This is a genomic window from Streptomyces dioscori (genome assembly GCF_003024195.1).
Taxonomy (GTDB): Bacteria; Actinomycetota; Actinomycetes; order Streptomycetales; family Streptomycetaceae; genus Streptomyces; species Streptomyces dioscori.
Genome location: NZ_KZ679038.1, coordinates 179,488 through 194,670 on the forward strand (window position 1 = coordinate 179,488; position 15,183 = coordinate 194,670).

Consider the following 15,183-nt stretch of genomic DNA (forward strand, 5'->3'; position numbering starts at 1 on the left):
TCACCGTCCGGGCCTCCACCACCCTCATCGACCGACTGAGCACACTCTCCAGCGAACCCTCCACCCGCGCCGCCCAGGCCAACGGCCTCATCGGCCCTGTCACGCTGACTCCCGTACAGCATCACCAGGGTCAACTGACCGCATGACGACTGGGGGTGCACACCGACGGTGTGCACCCTTGGCGCGACACACTGGGCCAGTGCTGACCGGTTCCGAACAGCCTCTAGATGCAGGTGCCGGAGAACCCGTTGTCGACGGTCCGATACGCCGGCTTGATCATCGCGTAGTAGGTATCGGGGCCGTACTCGCCGTCCACCTTGATTCGGTGCGTGGTCTGAATAGTGCGTACCGCAGCCCGGGTGGCGTCCCCGTAGATGCCATCGACCTCAAGGTTGGGGACGGTGTTGTAGCAATGGTTGACCGCCAGCTGAAGCGCTCTGACTTCGTCGCCTCGGGTTCCGTAGGCCATCCAGCAGAGGAAGAGGGAGCGGTTGTACGCAGGCAGGTAGAGATACCGCCCGCTGGGGAGGTTTGAAGCTTCCGTCAAGATCCTGCCGGTGTTGCACTCGTTGGTGGCGGCAGAGGCAGGGCTCGCGGTCGTCAAACCGACCAGCAGCGTCGAGACCACGCCGACGACGGCACTGATGGCGCCGACCTTGAAACGGTTTCGGTTCACAATTCTCCAGTTCGTAGGCAACCGACAGGGGCGAGGCTCGACACCACGCAGTCCTTGGCTGTGGTCAGCGGCGAGGCCACAACGCTTGACGGTCGCGGGCCGGGGCGTCCCGCCCAGCTCGCACCGGTACGCGTACACAACGGGCCGTTCACCGGCTCACCCCTTCGCCGCCCTGCGGGTGAGGTCTCACGCGACCGCCATGGCCGGTGTCAGCCCCGTACGACGGGCACAGTAGCCCGGCCCGGTGGCTGGGTGTGCCGGTCGTTCGCCCCACAAGGAACTGGGGCGACTCCGCCGCGCCCACGGGATGGCCGGCCGGGGAACACGAACACCTACTGATTGGACAACCGGTCGCCGCGGAGACGGGTCGATCCGGTGCGGTTCCCCCGTCGACGTGATGGACCAGGTACGGCCCGTTGTCGGCCAGCCTGTGCTCCGAGTTCCGGGGGCGTACGACATCCTCGGAGTCCCAATCGCCGATCCACACCTGCTCGTGCTCCTCGGCACCGCATCCGTCTGCGGCGAGCTGAGCCTGCAGGCTTCGCCGGAACGGCGCTGGACGGCCTGGCCTCGTCGCTGACGAGGGACGCGGTCGAGTCACCCTGCGGCATTCCCGCACGTCACAGAACCGCAGTTGATTCTTCACGAGCCCCACACATGGTATAGATTCACGTCTCTTGCGTATATAAGGACCAATGGGGGACGACATGAACCAACAGAACCCGCAGAACCCACCGCAGCCGAACTGGGGCCAGCAGCCTCAGCAACCGCAGTGGGGCGGACCGCAGCAACCGGGGTGGGGAGCCCCGCCTCCGCCGCCGCGGAAGAGCAACACGGGTCGCAACATCGGCATCGGATGCGCCGGCGCCGTAGGCCTTCTCGTCATCGTGGGCATCTTCGGCGCCGCTCTCGGCGGCGACTCCGACGACAACACCAGCAAAGACACAACCGCGGTCGCCACAAAGGACAGTGGTGCCGGAGACGAGAAGAGCGAGGCCCCGAAGAAGAAGGAAGAGGCGGCGCCCGAGTCGCCCATCAAGGTCACGGCGAAGGAGACCGCCTTCAAAGGCTCGATCCTGGCGCAGGACGGCAACTACACCAGCGTGTCCGTGACCATCACGAACAACAGTGACGACACGATCGACGTGAACCCGCTCTACTTCGCGATCACCGACAGCAAGGGCACGAAGCACGCCTCCGAGCTGGCCGCCGACGAGAACCAGATCGACACCGTCGAACTGGCCCCCGGCGAGAACGTCACCGGAGCGGTCACCGGCAAGGGCAAGTTCACCCCGAAGACCGTGACTTACACGGACGGGCTCATCGGCGAATCGATCCGCGCCGACGTGTCCTGACCGACCCTGCGGTCCGTCAGCCCGGCCCGCCTCCGTGCGAGGTCGGGCTTCGGCATGCGCACCCGGCCACAGACGTACCTATCCGATCACCGACGCGATGGAGAGGCGTACAGCTCCCGGCTGGACGCACGCCGCGCCCAGTGCCGGCACAGCTGTCGTCAGCCGGCTGCTCAGCCGTGTTCGGAGACGGCGTCGCTCATGAGCTGCCACATTTCGTAGTTCCCGCATTCCGCCGTGATCTCGGCCGTCGTCCGCGCCGCGGCGAGGAAGTCATCGACCATGGGGGACGTCCGCGATGCCGCCACCGCGAGGCACACCTGCTCGGGTGCCAGATCCGGGATGGGCACATAGACGACTTCCGGATGCGAGTAGAACACGGTCGCGGAACGGGCCAGGAACGAGATGCCCCGGCCGGCCGCGACATGTTCGAGCGTCTCGTCCACCCCGCGCACCACGTACCCGGCGTTCGGATGCGGGCGCCTGGTGGGCTGCGTGCTCGGGTCGGTATGCCAGAGCAGCGGTTCGCCGGCCAGGTCGGCCTCGGTGACCTCCTCCTTGCCGGCCAACCGGTGGCCGGTGGGCAGGACCGCCACCCTCGGCTCGGCGTACAGCGGGGTGACGCGCAGGCCGGTCTCGTCGATGGGCAGTCGCACATAGCCGACGTCGATGCGGCCGTCGAGCAGCATCGGGGCCTGGTCGTCCCCTTCGATGCGCTGCACGTCCACGACCACGTCCGGGTGCCGGGTCTCGAACGCCTGCGCCGCCGGGATGACCGGGATTCCGGCCCGGAAACCGACCGTCAGCCGCCGGGTGCCGCGGGCCGCCGCGGACACGCGGCGTCGGACCGCGTGCGCGGAGGCGAGCAACGGACCGGCGTCGGCGAGCAGTTGCCTGCCCGCGTCGGTGAGCGCCACGCCGTGACGGTCCCTGATGAACAGTGCGGCACCGAGATCCTGCTCCAGCGCGCGGATCTGGCGGCTGAGCACCGGCTGCGCGATATGCAGCTCATCGGCGGCACGGCCGAAGTGCAACCGGTCGGCCACGGCGACGAAGTAACGCATTTTGCGCAGGTCCAGATCCACGAGGCCTCCCGGTCCGGTGATGCTTTCAGGGTATCACCGCAACCAAAAGAGGTCTTGGACACCCAGCACGGAAAACGACAACCTGAATGAGCACAGAAAAAAAACGGGGGCCGCTCGAATTCGGCATGAGAATTCCCCATCATTCGCAAGGAGCATCAGCGTGCGCGTTTTCGTCACGGGTGGGACCGGCCATTCCGGTTCGTACATCGTCCCCGAGCTCATCGCCGCCGGACATGAGGTCACCGGTCTGGCCCGGTCGGACGCGGCTGCGGCGGCGTTGTCCGCGCTCGGCGCGCAGGTGCGTCGCGGTGACCTGGAGGATCTCGACGGACTCAAGCAGGCCGCCGCGGACTCCGAGGGCGTCGTCCACGTCGCGCACAGGCAGGAACTGCTTCCCTCGGGCGGGCTCGACGCCGTGGCCGCCGCGGAGCTCCCGATCATGCTCGCGTACGGCGAGGCGCTGGCGGGAACCGGGAAACCCCTGGTCACGGCGGGGAGCATAGGCTCGCCGGGGTACCTGGGGCGACCGGCGACCGAGGAGGACCCGGCCCTTCCCGGCGGCGACGAGTACAAGGGCACCCTGCGGGTCCGCAACGTCGTGGAAAGAGCCGCGATCGGACTCGCCGAGCGGGGAGTGCGATCCTCGGTCGTACGGATTGCCAATATCGTGCACAGCACGACCGATCGCGCCGGCTTCCTCGTGCAGTTGATCGCGCTCGCGAAGGAGAAGGGTTTCGTCGGCTATCCCGGGGACGGCGCGAATCAGTGGAACGCCGTGCACATCCGCGATGCCGCCTCCTTGTTCCGCCTGGCACTGGAGAAGGGACAGGCCGGCGCGTACTGGCACGCGGTCGGGGACGGGGACGGGGCCATTCCGCTCCGCGAGATCGCCGAGGCCATCGGCAACCGTCTGGGCCTGCCCGTCGTGAGCGTTCCCGCGGATGTGTTGATGGTGCCGGGGCATTTCGGGGTCCTCGCGAACATCGTCACGCAGAGCTATCCGGCGTCCAACCACATCACCCGCAGGACCCTCGGCTGGGAACCCACTCAGCCCGGCCTGCTCGCCGGTCTGGACAACGGCCACTACTTCCCCGCCGGGTGGCGGAAAGGGCCGCATTGCAACGAGCCCGGAAAACAAAAGCGCTTCGGCTCTTCTCAATCTTCCAATTCTTCCGCCTGCCCTGAAAGGACACTGAGAATATGACGACGACCGTGGGAATCATCGGGAGCGGCAACATCGGCATCACCGTCGCGCGGCTCGCCATCGAGGCCGGACACCAGGTCGTGCTCAGCAACTCGCGCGGTCCGGAAACACTGAGCTTCTTCAGCGTTGCAACTCCAGCGTGAGGACGGCCTTGGCGATTGACGTCATGCGGTTGGGACTGCATCGGGACCTGTGGAAGAACCGCCAGGACTTCAGGCGGGCGACTCCGCGTTCGACGGGTGCGCGCTGCGGCCAGGGCACGGTTGCGAGTCTTCTCGGTGGGAGTCAGTTTCTTCAGGGGCCTGCGTTTGATGCCCGTAGTCAGCCACGGACCGGCGCCCTGGTAGGCGAGATCGGCCACGATCGGAACGCCCTGGCGCTCGCAGATCCGGATGATCCGGTGGGCGCGGGTAGCGGTCAGGTCGTGGGTGCGGCCCGGCAGGGCGGGCGAGAGCCACAACAGCCGGCCGCCGGGATCGGTGACGACCTGCACGTTCACGCCGTGGCGCCGGTGTTTGTGGGAGTAGTCGGCCCGGCCGTCGCCGACCCGGTCGCACTCGGCGAGAGTGCCGTCGAGCAGGACGAAGTCGGGATCATGCTCGCGCAGCGTCTTCAGCAGACCCGGTGCACGGGCGGCGAGGAGGTCGACGACTGCACTGGTGTAGGCATGCACGGTGGACTCGCTGATCCCGAACCCGGCAGCGATCTTCGCCAGAGTGATGTGCTCGCGCAGGTACACCAGTGCCACCATCGCTCGCTGGGACGGACGGAGCTTGCAGCGCCGGTCGCCCTCACGGGTGACGATCAACATGGTGACCCACTCCACGAGTGCATGCGGCAGGTCAAGTGCGGCAGGATGGACGACCAACGAGGCCCCCTAGCAACGTGATTGAGACGTCAGACATCTCGATCAACAGCCCGGGGGCCTCGCTCGTTGCGCTGCACGGGCCGTCACCGATCGGTGGCCACATCGAAGAAGCTCAGTGGTTGTAGCCTCGGGCAGGGTGCTACCACCTGTGACTAGATCTTGCTCTGCACCCAAAGGGCGCTCTGCCTCATACCGCATGGACAGATCATCCCCGAGTGACCCGGAACTGATCCGTCAGGCACCGTTAACGGGAGGGAATGGGTTGCCGACATGGGGCGCCACGACGACGATGCCGCCGGTCTCGTGGAGGAGACCGACGACATCAAGGAGGTGGTCCCGCGAGCTCGGCAGTGCTGCGCTCAGCAGTGCCGCAGACCGCGCGCGCTCGGATCGGCGTCGAAGGAGGACGGTGTGTTGACCCAGTCCGCCGGGACGTAGCCCCACCCGTCGTAGCCAGGAGCGGTCCAGTCACCCTTGGTGTGGTACCAGGTGGTGTTGCCGCCGCCGTGCAGTCCACCATAGGTCCAGCAGTCGAACCAGCTGAAGGTGGAATAGAGCTGCCCCGTTATGTTCGCTTCGTGATAGGCGCCCGAGCGCAGAATGGCGGGGGCTCCGTTCCCGCACCACAGCCGGCCGTCGCTCGCCCGAACTCCGCACTCGGCGCTGGCAGCGGCACTGGCCGAAGGGGCGGCGATCACACCGCCCGCCGTCAGGGCGAGGGCTGCCATCCAGAGGGAGAGATACTTCCTGGTCCTGGTCATCCACTGTCCTTTTCTCACTGGTTTTCGAGTTCGACCGAAAGGTGCCGGGTGCCTGCCCGGCTCTTCCCGCAGGCCCTTCGCAGCACCGTGATGCACTGCTCAGCACTGCGCGACGCCGGGCAGTTGGTTGTCCGGACTGCTTATGTAGATGCTGCTGACATAGCCCCCGTACTGAGGCAGGTAGGCCCACCACTCGTTGGTGTAGGGCGGGACCGAGACGGTCTCCCCTCGCGTCTGGCAGCCGACCAGCACCTCGACCCCGGCGGGGAGCTGGAGGAACGGGTCGCGGGTGGTGTTGGGCTCGGGGCGGACGTTGACACCGGAGCTCCAGGTGCCGAACCACGTGCCCGCCGGTCGTACGCCACCGGGAACGTTCAGCGAACGGGTCAGCCTGCCCAGGTCGGTGTAACTCCGAGCAGCGTGATTGAGACGTCAGACATCTCGATCAACAGCCCGGGGGCTTCGCTCGTTGCGCTTCACGGACCGTCACCGAATCGGTGGCCACATCGATGAAGCTCAGTGGTCCTTGGGCCTGGACCTGCTCCGGTTTGCCGGCGATGGGTGCCGGCGCGCTGTTGACGCGGAGCAGAGAGGTGGGTGGTCTACCACCAAGAGGTGCACTGGATGCCGCTGTTGCTGCCCTGGCTCAGCAGCCGCGCGCAGACGCGGAAAGCCCGGCTCGACGAGCTGCTGGTCGGGTAGGCCGGCGTCGTCATCCTCTTGCCGCCCGTCATCGTGTCGAAAGAACCGCACTGGATCCAGGTCTGCCTGTTGTCGTTGCTGACGTCCATCCAGACCTGTGCCAGGACCCCGGAGCCCCAGTTGCTGCCCGATCCGGTGGTCAAGACGCCCCACGCGGCCTGTCGGCCTCCGACGTTGCCGGCCTGCATCGAGTACGAGGCGACAGCGTGGGGAAAGTCAATCACCATCGCACCCGCACCCCCCACCCCCTGGCCACTGAGACTGTCCGGGATGTCGGTGAAACCATTCACACCTCCCTCGCAGTCCGACCGTGCTGCCTGAGCCGCGCCGGCGGATCCGGCCACCACGCCTGCCGCCAACATGATCGCGGCTGCTCCTACGCTGAAGATCCGTCTGAGGCTGTGCACGTGTTTCTCCCTGGGTCCAGGTGCTGATGGCTTCCGAAGAGGGGCGCTGTGGCCGTGGCGCCCGTACTGTGACCTGACCGAAGCGCTAACGGCCCCCGCTTCAGCCGCCGGAGCGGCGCAGGGGACGCCCAGCAGGCGCCTCGAACTGTAGGGCGGACCCGGGACGTTGCGACCCTGACAGATGTCAGGGTCACGATCAGCTGCTGGCGCGCGCCGTGGTCCCGCCGGGCCGCCTGGCCTGGGTCACTTAAGGGCTGATCAACTGGCTGCACGTGCTGCTGCCCTGTACCCGAACGGCAGGATCGGCGAGAAGCTGCTCTGAACTTTGACCCGGCCGGATCTCCTCGCGCCAGCGGCAGTCTCATCGTTCTCCAGGTCGCCCGCCTGAAGTCCTGGCGGATCTTCCGCAGGTCCCGCTGCAGCCCCAACCGCATGACGTCAATCGCCAAGGCCGTCCTCACCCCGGAGCTGCAATGCTGAAGAAGCTCACTCACGGACGCTGTCGCGGAGTTGGGACCGCGGGCGTCCGCGGCGACGAGCGCGGAGGCCGGTGACCTCGTCGTGGTCGCGGTGCCGGTCAAGGCATTCCCTCACTTGCCCGTCGCACCCCTGGCCGGGAAGACGGTCATCGACACCTGCAACTACGGCTCCGAGCGTGACGGGCACATCCCCGAGCTCGACAGCAAAACGCTCACATCGAGCGAGCTGCTTCAGCGGTACGTCCCGGACGCGTTGCCCGTGAAGGCGTTCCACACCATCTTCTTCAAGCACCTGCTGTCTCTCGCCCGCCCGACGGGGGCGGCCGACCGCCCGTACCTGCCGATCGCCGGGAACTCCGCGTCGGCGAAGGCGGCGGTGAGCGAGTTCATCCAATCCATCGGGTACGGCCTGGTGGACGGCGGCCCGCTGGCCGACAGCTGGCGGCAGGAGCCGGGCACGCCTGTGTGGGGGACCCCGTACGGTCCGTTCTCGGACGAGGAGGGCCGGCCGGTCGGCGAAGACGCCATCCGCGCGGCGCTGGCCACCGCCACGCGGTAACCGCTGGCCGGCACGGACCCGCGATACGGTCCACCCCTGTTCGGGCCCCGTCCGGTGGAGGTGCCGGGCGGGGTGACCCTCCGTTCCGTCTGCGGCGGCGGACGTGCGACGGGCTCAAGAGCTATGCGCCGCCACTGCCGCCGTTGCCCGTGTTGCCGCCACGCAGGGAATGGATCATGCTCCGCAGGGCCCGGAACGCGCCCGACTGCTCGGCCTCGGTCATACCGGCCAGCATTCTGACCTCGACGGAACGGACCGCTACGGTCGCCTCCTCAAGGCTCCGTCGGCCACGAGGCGTGAGTCGCGTGGGCAGCACCTTCCCGACGGGCGCCTCCGCGGGCCTGGTCACGTAGCCCTCTCGCTCCAAGGTCTGGAGCAGCACGTTCATCGACTGCCGGGTCACGAACGCGCCCCGCGCGAGCTCGGAGTTCGACAAGCCCGGCCGTTGTGCCAGCAGTTCGAGGCAGGAGTAGTGCGTCACGCTCATCCCGAGCGGCCGCAGCACCTCCTCCATGGCTACGCGCAGAACGCTCGACGCCTCTTTCAGCAGGTAGCCCAGAGACGTCTCCAGGTCGACACCGTCTTGATTCATGTCAGGATTCTGACATACAGTGGCCTGTGTCAGAAAGCTGACACGAACGTTGACACGACCGAAGGAGCATCACCATGCCCGCCACCGGCCCCGACTTCATCTCGCTCCAAGCGCGCGACCTCGACGCTTCGCAGGCGTTCTACGAGCGGTACCTCGGCCTCGTCCGCTCGCAGGCCGGGCCCCCGCACGCCGTCGTCTTCGAGACGAAGCCGATCGCGTTCGCACTCCGCGACGTCGTTCCCGGCACCGATCTGGCATCCGTCGTCCAGCCCGGCATCGGTGCCGCGATCTGGCTCCACGCCACCGACGTCCAGGCCATCCACGATGCTCTCGTCGCCGACGGTCACACCATCGTCTCCGCACCGGTCGACGGCCCCTTCGGCCGGACCTTCACCTTCGCCGACCCCGACGGCTACCAGGTCACGCTCCACGACCGCGCCTGACGCTCCCGACGCCAACAGACCCTCAGACCCTCAGCCGTACGCTTCGAGGAGTGCCCCGAGATAGTCCTCCAAGCGCTCTGCCAGCACGAATGACGTCAGGTCCATTCGCCCGAGTTCCCGCCACGGCTCGGCGACCTTCTCCGCGTCTGGCGCGAAGGCCAACGCATCCAAGACACGCCAGTACAGGTGGTCCGGGCTGTCGCTGAGCGTTCCACCGGCCGCGGTGTAGCGATCCGCAAGCCGCATACCGGCAGGCACGCCGTGCAGCAGCGCGAGTGCGGTGGAGCAGTGGGCCACGTCCAAGTCGGCCGGCCCCCAGGACGTCTCCACCCAGTCCACGACACCAGTGATCGCCATGGCGGCACCTTGTCCGCTGAAAAGGACATTCCCCGGGTGGAAGTCACAGTGCAGGAAACAGGACCGATGGGCGGGCGGAGGACGGCGGATCACGTCAACGGCCCGCTGCCACACGTCCCGGTCGGCACGCTCGTGTCGGCGAGCAGCCGCAGGACGTCCGCCTCCCTCGTCAGCAGTCCCCACGAGTGCTCCACGAAGAACGGTTTGGTGAACGACCGGAGCACGAGGGAGTACGGCTCGTCCTTCCCCTCGACGTCGAGGCGGCGCATCCGTGACGTCCACCCGCCGCGCAGCGTTTCGACAGCACGAATCCGGTCGCCGGAGGGGAGGCGCTCCTCCACCCACACACGAGTGGCGGCCCAGCCCGTGTCATCGCCGCCATGTGCAACAGCCACCGTGCGCTTGCCCTCAGCCATGAACGCACCCTAGACCGCGCCCTGGATCAAGAGAGTCCTCACCTCGAAGCAGCAAGCCGCAAGCCGCAAGCCGCATGAGGGCTCCCCCAGCGATGGTCGCCGACGGTCCGCAGGGTGACGCCGCTCTCGACCGGTGCCCGCGGCGGTGCCGGTCCACAGGCGGGCCCCGTGCCGCTCAGCCGCACGGCTCGCCCACCTGGCGGAGGCGATATGGGCCGCGCCTCCCAGGTGCCGCACCGCGCGGGGACGCAGGGTGCTGCGCCAGTGGAGTGACTGCCACCGGCGACAGGTCCCGTACCGGGCAGGAATCAGCGCATCCGTTAACAAGCCCGCGAGAGAAGCACTGGTGTGCAGGTGACCGAGAGTGAAGGGGAGTTGTGCATGCTGGGACTCCGGCCCACCGCGGCCGAAGCGGTCTTGCCCGTCGACAGTCCGCTCACGGCCCTGGAGGCCGTCCGCGCCGTCGAGGCGGAGCTCGGGCATGTACTCGACACCAAATTGCGCACGGCCTTCGACGTGGACGAGGTGTTCGCCCAGGATGTCGCCGGCCGGGTCACCGCGTTCGTCCGGCGGGGCGGCAAGCGGCTGCGCTCGGCGTTCGCATGGTGCGGCTGGCGGGCCGCGGGCGGCTCGGGTGACCCCACCGCGCTCCTGCGGACCGCGGCCGCGCTCGAACTCGTACAGGCGTGCGCTCTGATGCACGACGACGTCATGGACGGATCACCGCTCCGTCGGGGCGCGCCCGCTGTCCATGTGGAACTGGCCCGCATGCACCGGGCCGCGCGGATGACCGGCTCGCCGGAAGTGTTCTCGACCTCCGTCGCGATACTCGCGGGCGACCTTGCCCTGGTCTGGGCGGACGACGTGCTGACGGAGACGGCGCTCGCCTCGCCGCACGGCACGCGGCTGTTCCACGAGTGGCAGGCGATGCGCACGGAGATGGTCGCCGGCCAGTACCGCGACATCCACGCGCAGGCCGCCGGATCGTCCGGCGTCGACGAGGCCGTGAGCATCGCCACGCTCAAGAGCGCGCTGTACACGGTCGAGCGGCCCCTGACGCTGGGCGCCTCCCTGACCGGTGGCGACGAACACACCTTGAGCGCCCTCCGCTCGGCCGGGCGCTGCGCCGGGCTGGCCTTCCAGTTGCGGGACGACCTCCTCGGCACCTACGGCGACCCGGACATGACCGGAAAACCGGCCGACGACGATCTGCGGACCCGCAAACTCACCTACCTCCTCGCGGTCGGCCTGTGGCTCGCCGACGCCGCCGGTGACGCGGAGGCAGCCGACGCCCTCAGCCCCGTGACCGGCATCGGCGCAGTCACCGGCACAGTCACCGGCACCGGCACCGGCTTCGACCTCGGCGTCCGGTCGGACGACGCGGTGGACCGGATGCGCGCGGCCCTGGAGCGCACCGGCGCCCGGGACGTCGTGGAGTCCAAGATCTCGGAGTTGGCGGCGACGAGCGTACGGCACTTCGAGGGGGCCACCTCCGACCCCGTCGTACGGCGGGAGTTCACCACATTGGTCGAGCGCGCTTCGGGCGTCGCACTGGGACACAGCGGGGAGGCGGCATGAAAACCGTACCGGGGCCGACTGATCATGTCGTCGTGGTGGGTGCCGGGCTTTCCGGCCTCGCCTGCGCGCTGCACCTGCTGGGCTCCGGCCGCCGGGTGACCGTCGTCGAGCGGAACCCCGGCCCCGGCGGCCGAGCCGGTCACGTACGCATGGGCGGTTTCGAGGTGGACACCGGTCCCACGGTGCTGACCATGCCGCACCTGGCCGACGAAGCCTTCGCCGCCGTCGGTGACAGCCTCGCCCGGCACGTCGAGCTGACGGCCCTTCACCCGGCCTACCGGGCGTCCTTCGCGGACGGGACATCGCTCGACGTGCACACGGACGGCGAGGCCATGGAGTCGGAGGTGCGCCGGTTCGCGGGACCGGCCGAGGCGGCGGGCTACCGCGAACTGAGGCAGTGGCTGGAGCGGCTGTACAAGGCGCAGATGCGGCGCTTCATCGACACCAACTTCGACTCCCCCTTCCAGCTCCTGCACCCCGATCTGGCCCGGCTGGCGGCGCTGGGCGGCTTCGGACGGCTGGACCGCCGTATCGGCCGCTTCCTCTCCGACCCACGACTGCGCCGGATCTTCTCCTTCCAGGCCCTGTACGCCGGAGTGACCCCGGCCAGGGCCCTCGCGGCGTACGCGGTGATCGCCTACATGGACACGGTGGCCGGCGTCTGGTTCCCGAAGAACGGCATCCACGCGCTGCCCCGGGGCATGGCGAACGCGGCGGCCGGCGCGGGCGCAGACTTCCGCTGGTCGACCGACGTGACCTCGCTCGAACGCAGCGGCGGCCGGGTGCGTGCCGTACATGTCGCCTCGGGCGAACGCATCCCCTGCGACGCGGTGGTGCTGACCTGCGAGCTGTCCACGGCGCACCGGCTCGTCGGGCGGAAGCCCCGCCGCCCGGTGGGGCTGCGGCACTCACCGTCGGCCGTGGTGCTGCACGCGGGGACCGACCGTACGTGGCCCGGTCTCGCGCATCACACCCTCTCGTTCGGCGGGGCCTGGGAGGGCACCTTCGAGGAGCTGACCCGGTCGGGGAAACTGATGAGCGACCCGTCCCTGCTGATCACCCGGCCCACGACGCACGACCCCACTCTCGCCCCGCCGGGCAAGCATCTGCACTACGTGCTGGCCCCGTGCCCGAACACCGACGTCGGCCCTTCCGCCGAGGACTGGCGGGACCTCGGCCCGCGCTACCGCGACAGCCTGGTCGCCGAACTGGAGCGTCGGGGCCTGCACGGATTCGCCGACAGTGTGCAGGAGGAACTGCTGGTGACGCCGCTGGACTGGGCGGCGCAGGGACACGCGGCGGGAAGCCCGTTCTCGGTGTCCCACACCTTCGCCCAGACAGGACCGTTCCGCCCGCGCAATCTGGTGCGCGGTCTGGAGAACGTGGTGCTGGCCGGCTGCGGCACCACACCCGGCGTCGGTGTGCCGACCGTGCTCATCAGCGGAAAGCTCGCCGCCGCACGCGTCACAGGCGGTGTCACGGGCGGCGTCAAAGGCGGCGTCACCCACGGCGTCACACGTGGTGTCCGAGGCAGCGGCCCGCGTATCCGTCCCGTACCGCGCGCGGCACGTACCGCCGCGGTCACCACCGAGGAAGGTGCTCATGACCCGTCGTGAGCTGGACGCCGCAGACATCACCGATCCCGCCCTGCGCATGGCCTACGCCCACTGCAGGCGGCTCAACGCCCGCCACGGCCGGACCTACTTCCTGGCCACCCGTCTGCTCCCGGTGGAGCGCCGCTCCGCCGTCCACGCGCTGTACGGTTTCGCCCGCTGGGCGGACGACATCGTGGACGACCTCGACCGGCACCGGACGCCCGACGAGCGCGACCGGCTGCTGCGGCAACTGGAGAGCGACCTCGCGCACGGGTTGCGTACCGGCTCGGGGGACGAGCCGGTGGTCAGGGCCGTGGCCGACACCGCGAGCCGGTACGACATCGAACACACGCTGTTCGCCGACTTCCTGGCCTCGATGCGCAGCGACCTGCGCATCACCGACTATCCGACCTACGCCGACCTGCGCGCCTACATGCACGGTTCGGCCGCGGTGATCGGACTGCAGATGCTGCCCGTGCTGGGCACGGTCACCTCGCGCGAGGAGGCGGCGCCGCACGCCGCCGACCTGGGCGTGGCCTTCCAGCTGACCAACTTCCTGCGCGACGTCGGCGAGGACCTGGACCGGGGCCGCGTCTATCTGCCCGCCGACCTGCTCGCGGCCCACGGCGTGGACCGTCCGCTCCTGGAGTGGAGCCGCCGCACGGGACGCCCCGACGCGAGGATCCACCGGGCGCTCGTCGCCGCCGAGGACATGACCAGGAAGGTCTACCGGGCGGCGGAACCGGGCATCGCCATGCTGGACCCGCGGACGCGGCCCTGCATCCGCACCGCGTTCACTCTCTACGGCGGCATTCTCGACGCCATCGCGGACCAGGACTACACGGTGCTGCACCGCCGCGCGGTCGTCTCGCGCGGGCGCCGTGCGGTGACGGCCGCCGCGGGAATCGTCGGCATCGCCAGGGCCCGTCGGGGCGCTCGCGCCTCGCACCGGACATCGAGGGCGGGCGTCACGGCCCTGCAGCGGAAGGGGCCCGTGCGGTGAGTGAGCGAGCGGAACGAGCCGGCTGGACGCCTCCGTTGCGGCGGCGCCGTCGGTCGGACTGGGCGGCACAGCCGTCGACCTGGCAGGAGGCCCGTCCGGCGGTCATCGCCGACGCGCTGAAGCGGGCGTCCGCGCGTCCGTCCGGGAACTGGTTCGTCGTGGGTGCCTCGCGGGACGTGCGCGTCGGTGAGCGCCCCTACGGCAGAACGGTCGGCGGCGTCGAGGTCGTGCTGTGGCGGACGGAGACGGGCGAACTGCGGGCCGGCCCGGGTGCCTGCCCGCACCTCGGCGCCCCGCTGCGCGACAGCCGGGTGGTGTGCGGCACGCTGGTGTGTCACTGGCACGGACTGGCCCTGGACGGAGGGTCGTTCGCCGGGTGGGATCCGTTCCCCGCGCACGACGACGGTGTGCTCGTATGGGTCCGGCTGGACTCGGTCGGCGGTGAGGATCCGTCCGATCGGCCTCTGGTACCGGAGCGGCCGGCGACGGGCAGTGGCGTGGACGCCGTCTTCATGGCCGTCGGTCGGTGCGAGCCCGAGGACGTGGTCGCCAACCGGCTGGACCCGTGGCACGGTTCGTGGTTCCACCCCTATTCGTTCGTCGACCTGACGGTGACCCGTCCGCCGCTGGGCGAGGCGGACGACGCGTTCGTCGTCGATGTCTCCTTCCGGCTGACGGACCGTCTGGTGGTCCCGGTGCGGGCGGAGTTCACGGCGCCCGGACCACGTACCGTGGTGATGCGCATCACCGAGGGTGAGGGGACCACGTCCGTGGTCGAGACCCATGCCACGCCGCTGACCGGCGAGGCCGTGGAGCGGCCGCGGACCGCCGTGATCGAAGCGGTCGTGGCCGCCTCGGACCGGCGGGGTTTCGCCCTGGCACGGGCCGCCGCGCCCGCGCTCCGCCCGTTGATGCGCCGGACGGCCGGCCGGTTGTGGCGCGACGACCTGGCCTACGCGGAGCGGCGCTGGGCGTTGCGCAGCACGGGACGCTTTCCGGGCTGAACGGAAGGGGTGCCAGCGGCAGAAGGGCGCCAGTGGCAGAAGGAGGGGTCAGCTACGGACCGGGGCTGGTTCCGGGCTGACACGTCCTTCCGGCACGGGCGT

Annotated in this window: 13 protein-coding genes and 5 pseudogenes; 10 read left to right on the plus strand and 8 right to left on the minus strand. The window is 69.2% G+C overall.

Annotation, left to right across the window (positions count from 1 at the left end; genetic code table 11):
- Positions 1–223: 223 nt before the first annotated feature.
- Positions 224–676 carry a peptidoglycan-binding domain-containing protein gene (locus C6Y14_RS00860; protein ID WP_107014477.1) on the minus strand — a complete coding sequence of 151 codons (453 nt, stop codon included), beginning with the start codon at positions 674–676 and terminating at the stop codon, positions 224–226.
- Between the two features lie 707 nt (positions 677–1,383).
- On the opposite strand from C6Y14_RS00860, the gene C6Y14_RS00865 reads away from it, so the two are divergent.
- Positions 1,384–2,031 (plus strand): DUF4352 domain-containing protein, encoded by a 648-nt coding sequence (locus C6Y14_RS00865; protein ID WP_107015109.1) that lies wholly within the window; start codon positions 1,384–1,386, stop codon positions 2,029–2,031.
- Positions 2,032–2,201: 170 nt separating this feature from the next.
- Here C6Y14_RS00865 and C6Y14_RS00870 read toward each other — a convergent pair whose 3' ends face one another.
- Positions 2,202–3,113 carry a LysR family transcriptional regulator gene (locus C6Y14_RS00870; protein WP_107014478.1) on the minus strand — a complete coding sequence of 304 codons (912 nt, stop codon included), beginning with the start codon at positions 3,111–3,113 and terminating at the stop codon, positions 2,202–2,204.
- A 160-nt stretch (positions 3,114–3,273) separates the two neighbouring features.
- Between C6Y14_RS00870 and C6Y14_RS00875 the strand changes: the two genes are divergently transcribed.
- Positions 3,274–4,317: an SDR family oxidoreductase gene (locus C6Y14_RS00875; protein ID WP_107014479.1), complete on the plus strand. Its 1,044-nt coding sequence runs from the start codon at positions 3,274–3,276 to the stop codon at positions 4,315–4,317.
- Positions 4,314–4,433, plus strand: a pseudogene (locus C6Y14_RS00880) (NAD(P)-binding domain-containing protein); the annotation flags it as partial. The gene C6Y14_RS00875 and the pseudogene C6Y14_RS00880, both read left to right, overlap by 4 nt.
- Before the next feature lie 4 nt (positions 4,434–4,437).
- On the opposite strand, the pseudogene C6Y14_RS00885 reads toward C6Y14_RS00880, so the two are convergent.
- The 4 genes and pseudogenes from C6Y14_RS00885 to C6Y14_RS00900 all read right to left on the minus strand — a co-directional run bounded on the left by C6Y14_RS00885 (position 4,438) and on the right by C6Y14_RS00900 (position 6,875).
- Positions 4,438–5,185: pseudogene (locus tag C6Y14_RS00885) on the minus strand (transposase family protein).
- Positions 5,186–5,544: 359 nt separating this feature from the next.
- The gene (locus C6Y14_RS00890; protein ID WP_225890818.1) at positions 5,545–5,946 is read right to left on the minus strand and encodes a hypothetical protein; all 402 of its coding nucleotides are present in this window, start codon (positions 5,944–5,946) and stop codon (positions 5,545–5,547) included.
- A gap of 99 nt (positions 5,947–6,045) precedes the next feature.
- Positions 6,046–6,360 (minus strand): annotated as a pseudogene (locus tag C6Y14_RS44765) (hypothetical protein); the annotation flags it as partial.
- Between the two features lie 188 nt (positions 6,361–6,548).
- Positions 6,549–6,875 carry a hypothetical protein gene (locus C6Y14_RS00900; protein WP_159074135.1) on the minus strand — a complete coding sequence of 109 codons (327 nt, stop codon included), beginning with the start codon at positions 6,873–6,875 and terminating at the stop codon, positions 6,549–6,551.
- A gap of 555 nt (positions 6,876–7,430) precedes the next feature.
- Here C6Y14_RS00900 and C6Y14_RS00905 point away from each other — a divergent pair.
- A pseudogene (locus C6Y14_RS00905) lies at positions 7,431–7,535 on the plus strand (IS5/IS1182 family transposase); the annotation flags it as partial.
- Between the two features lie 114 nt (positions 7,536–7,649).
- Complete coding sequence (locus tag C6Y14_RS00910) at positions 7,650–8,093, plus strand: NADPH-dependent F420 reductase (RefSeq protein ID WP_225890819.1); 444 nt, start codon at positions 7,650–7,652, stop codon at positions 8,091–8,093.
- A gap of 121 nt (positions 8,094–8,214) precedes the next feature.
- Here the strand turns inward: C6Y14_RS00910 and C6Y14_RS00915 are convergent, their stop codons facing one another.
- Entirely contained in the window at positions 8,215–8,685 is a 471-nt protein-coding gene (locus C6Y14_RS00915) for a MarR family winged helix-turn-helix transcriptional regulator (RefSeq protein ID WP_107014481.1), read from the minus strand.
- 74 nt (positions 8,686–8,759) lie between these two features.
- Between C6Y14_RS00915 and C6Y14_RS00920 the strand changes: the two genes are divergently transcribed.
- Positions 8,760–9,128, plus strand: a complete 369-nt coding sequence (locus tag C6Y14_RS00920; protein ID WP_107014482.1) for a VOC family protein — start codon at positions 8,760–8,762, stop codon at positions 9,126–9,128.
- 30 nt (positions 9,129–9,158) lie between these two features.
- Here the strand turns inward: C6Y14_RS00920 and C6Y14_RS00925 are convergent.
- Positions 9,159–9,901, minus strand: a pseudogene (locus C6Y14_RS00925) (phosphotransferase family protein).
- 381 nt (positions 9,902–10,282) lie between these two features.
- On the opposite strand from C6Y14_RS00925, the gene C6Y14_RS00930 reads away from it, so the two are divergent.
- The 4 genes from C6Y14_RS00930 to C6Y14_RS00945 are packed head-to-tail and all read left to right on the plus strand — an operon-like array spanning position 10,283 to position 15,081.
- The gene (locus C6Y14_RS00930) at positions 10,283–11,479 is read left to right on the plus strand and encodes a polyprenyl synthetase family protein (protein ID WP_107014483.1); all 1,197 of its coding nucleotides are present in this window, start codon (positions 10,283–10,285) and stop codon (positions 11,477–11,479) included.
- Positions 11,476–13,095 carry a phytoene desaturase gene (locus tag C6Y14_RS00935; protein WP_107014484.1) on the plus strand — a complete coding sequence of 540 codons (1,620 nt, stop codon included), beginning with the start codon at positions 11,476–11,478 and terminating at the stop codon, positions 13,093–13,095. The genes C6Y14_RS00930 and C6Y14_RS00935 overlap by 4 nt, the downstream gene beginning before the upstream one ends.
- Positions 13,082–14,077, plus strand: coding sequence for a phytoene/squalene synthase family protein (locus tag C6Y14_RS00940; protein WP_107014485.1), 996 nt, complete (start codon positions 13,082–13,084; stop codon positions 14,075–14,077). The genes C6Y14_RS00935 and C6Y14_RS00940 overlap by 14 nt, the downstream gene beginning before the upstream one ends.
- Complete coding sequence (locus C6Y14_RS00945) at positions 14,074–15,081, plus strand: DUF5914 domain-containing protein (protein WP_107014486.1); 1,008 nt, start codon at positions 14,074–14,076, stop codon at positions 15,079–15,081. Before C6Y14_RS00940 ends, C6Y14_RS00945 begins: the two co-directional genes overlap by 4 nt.
- Positions 15,082–15,183: the final 102 nt, after the last annotated feature.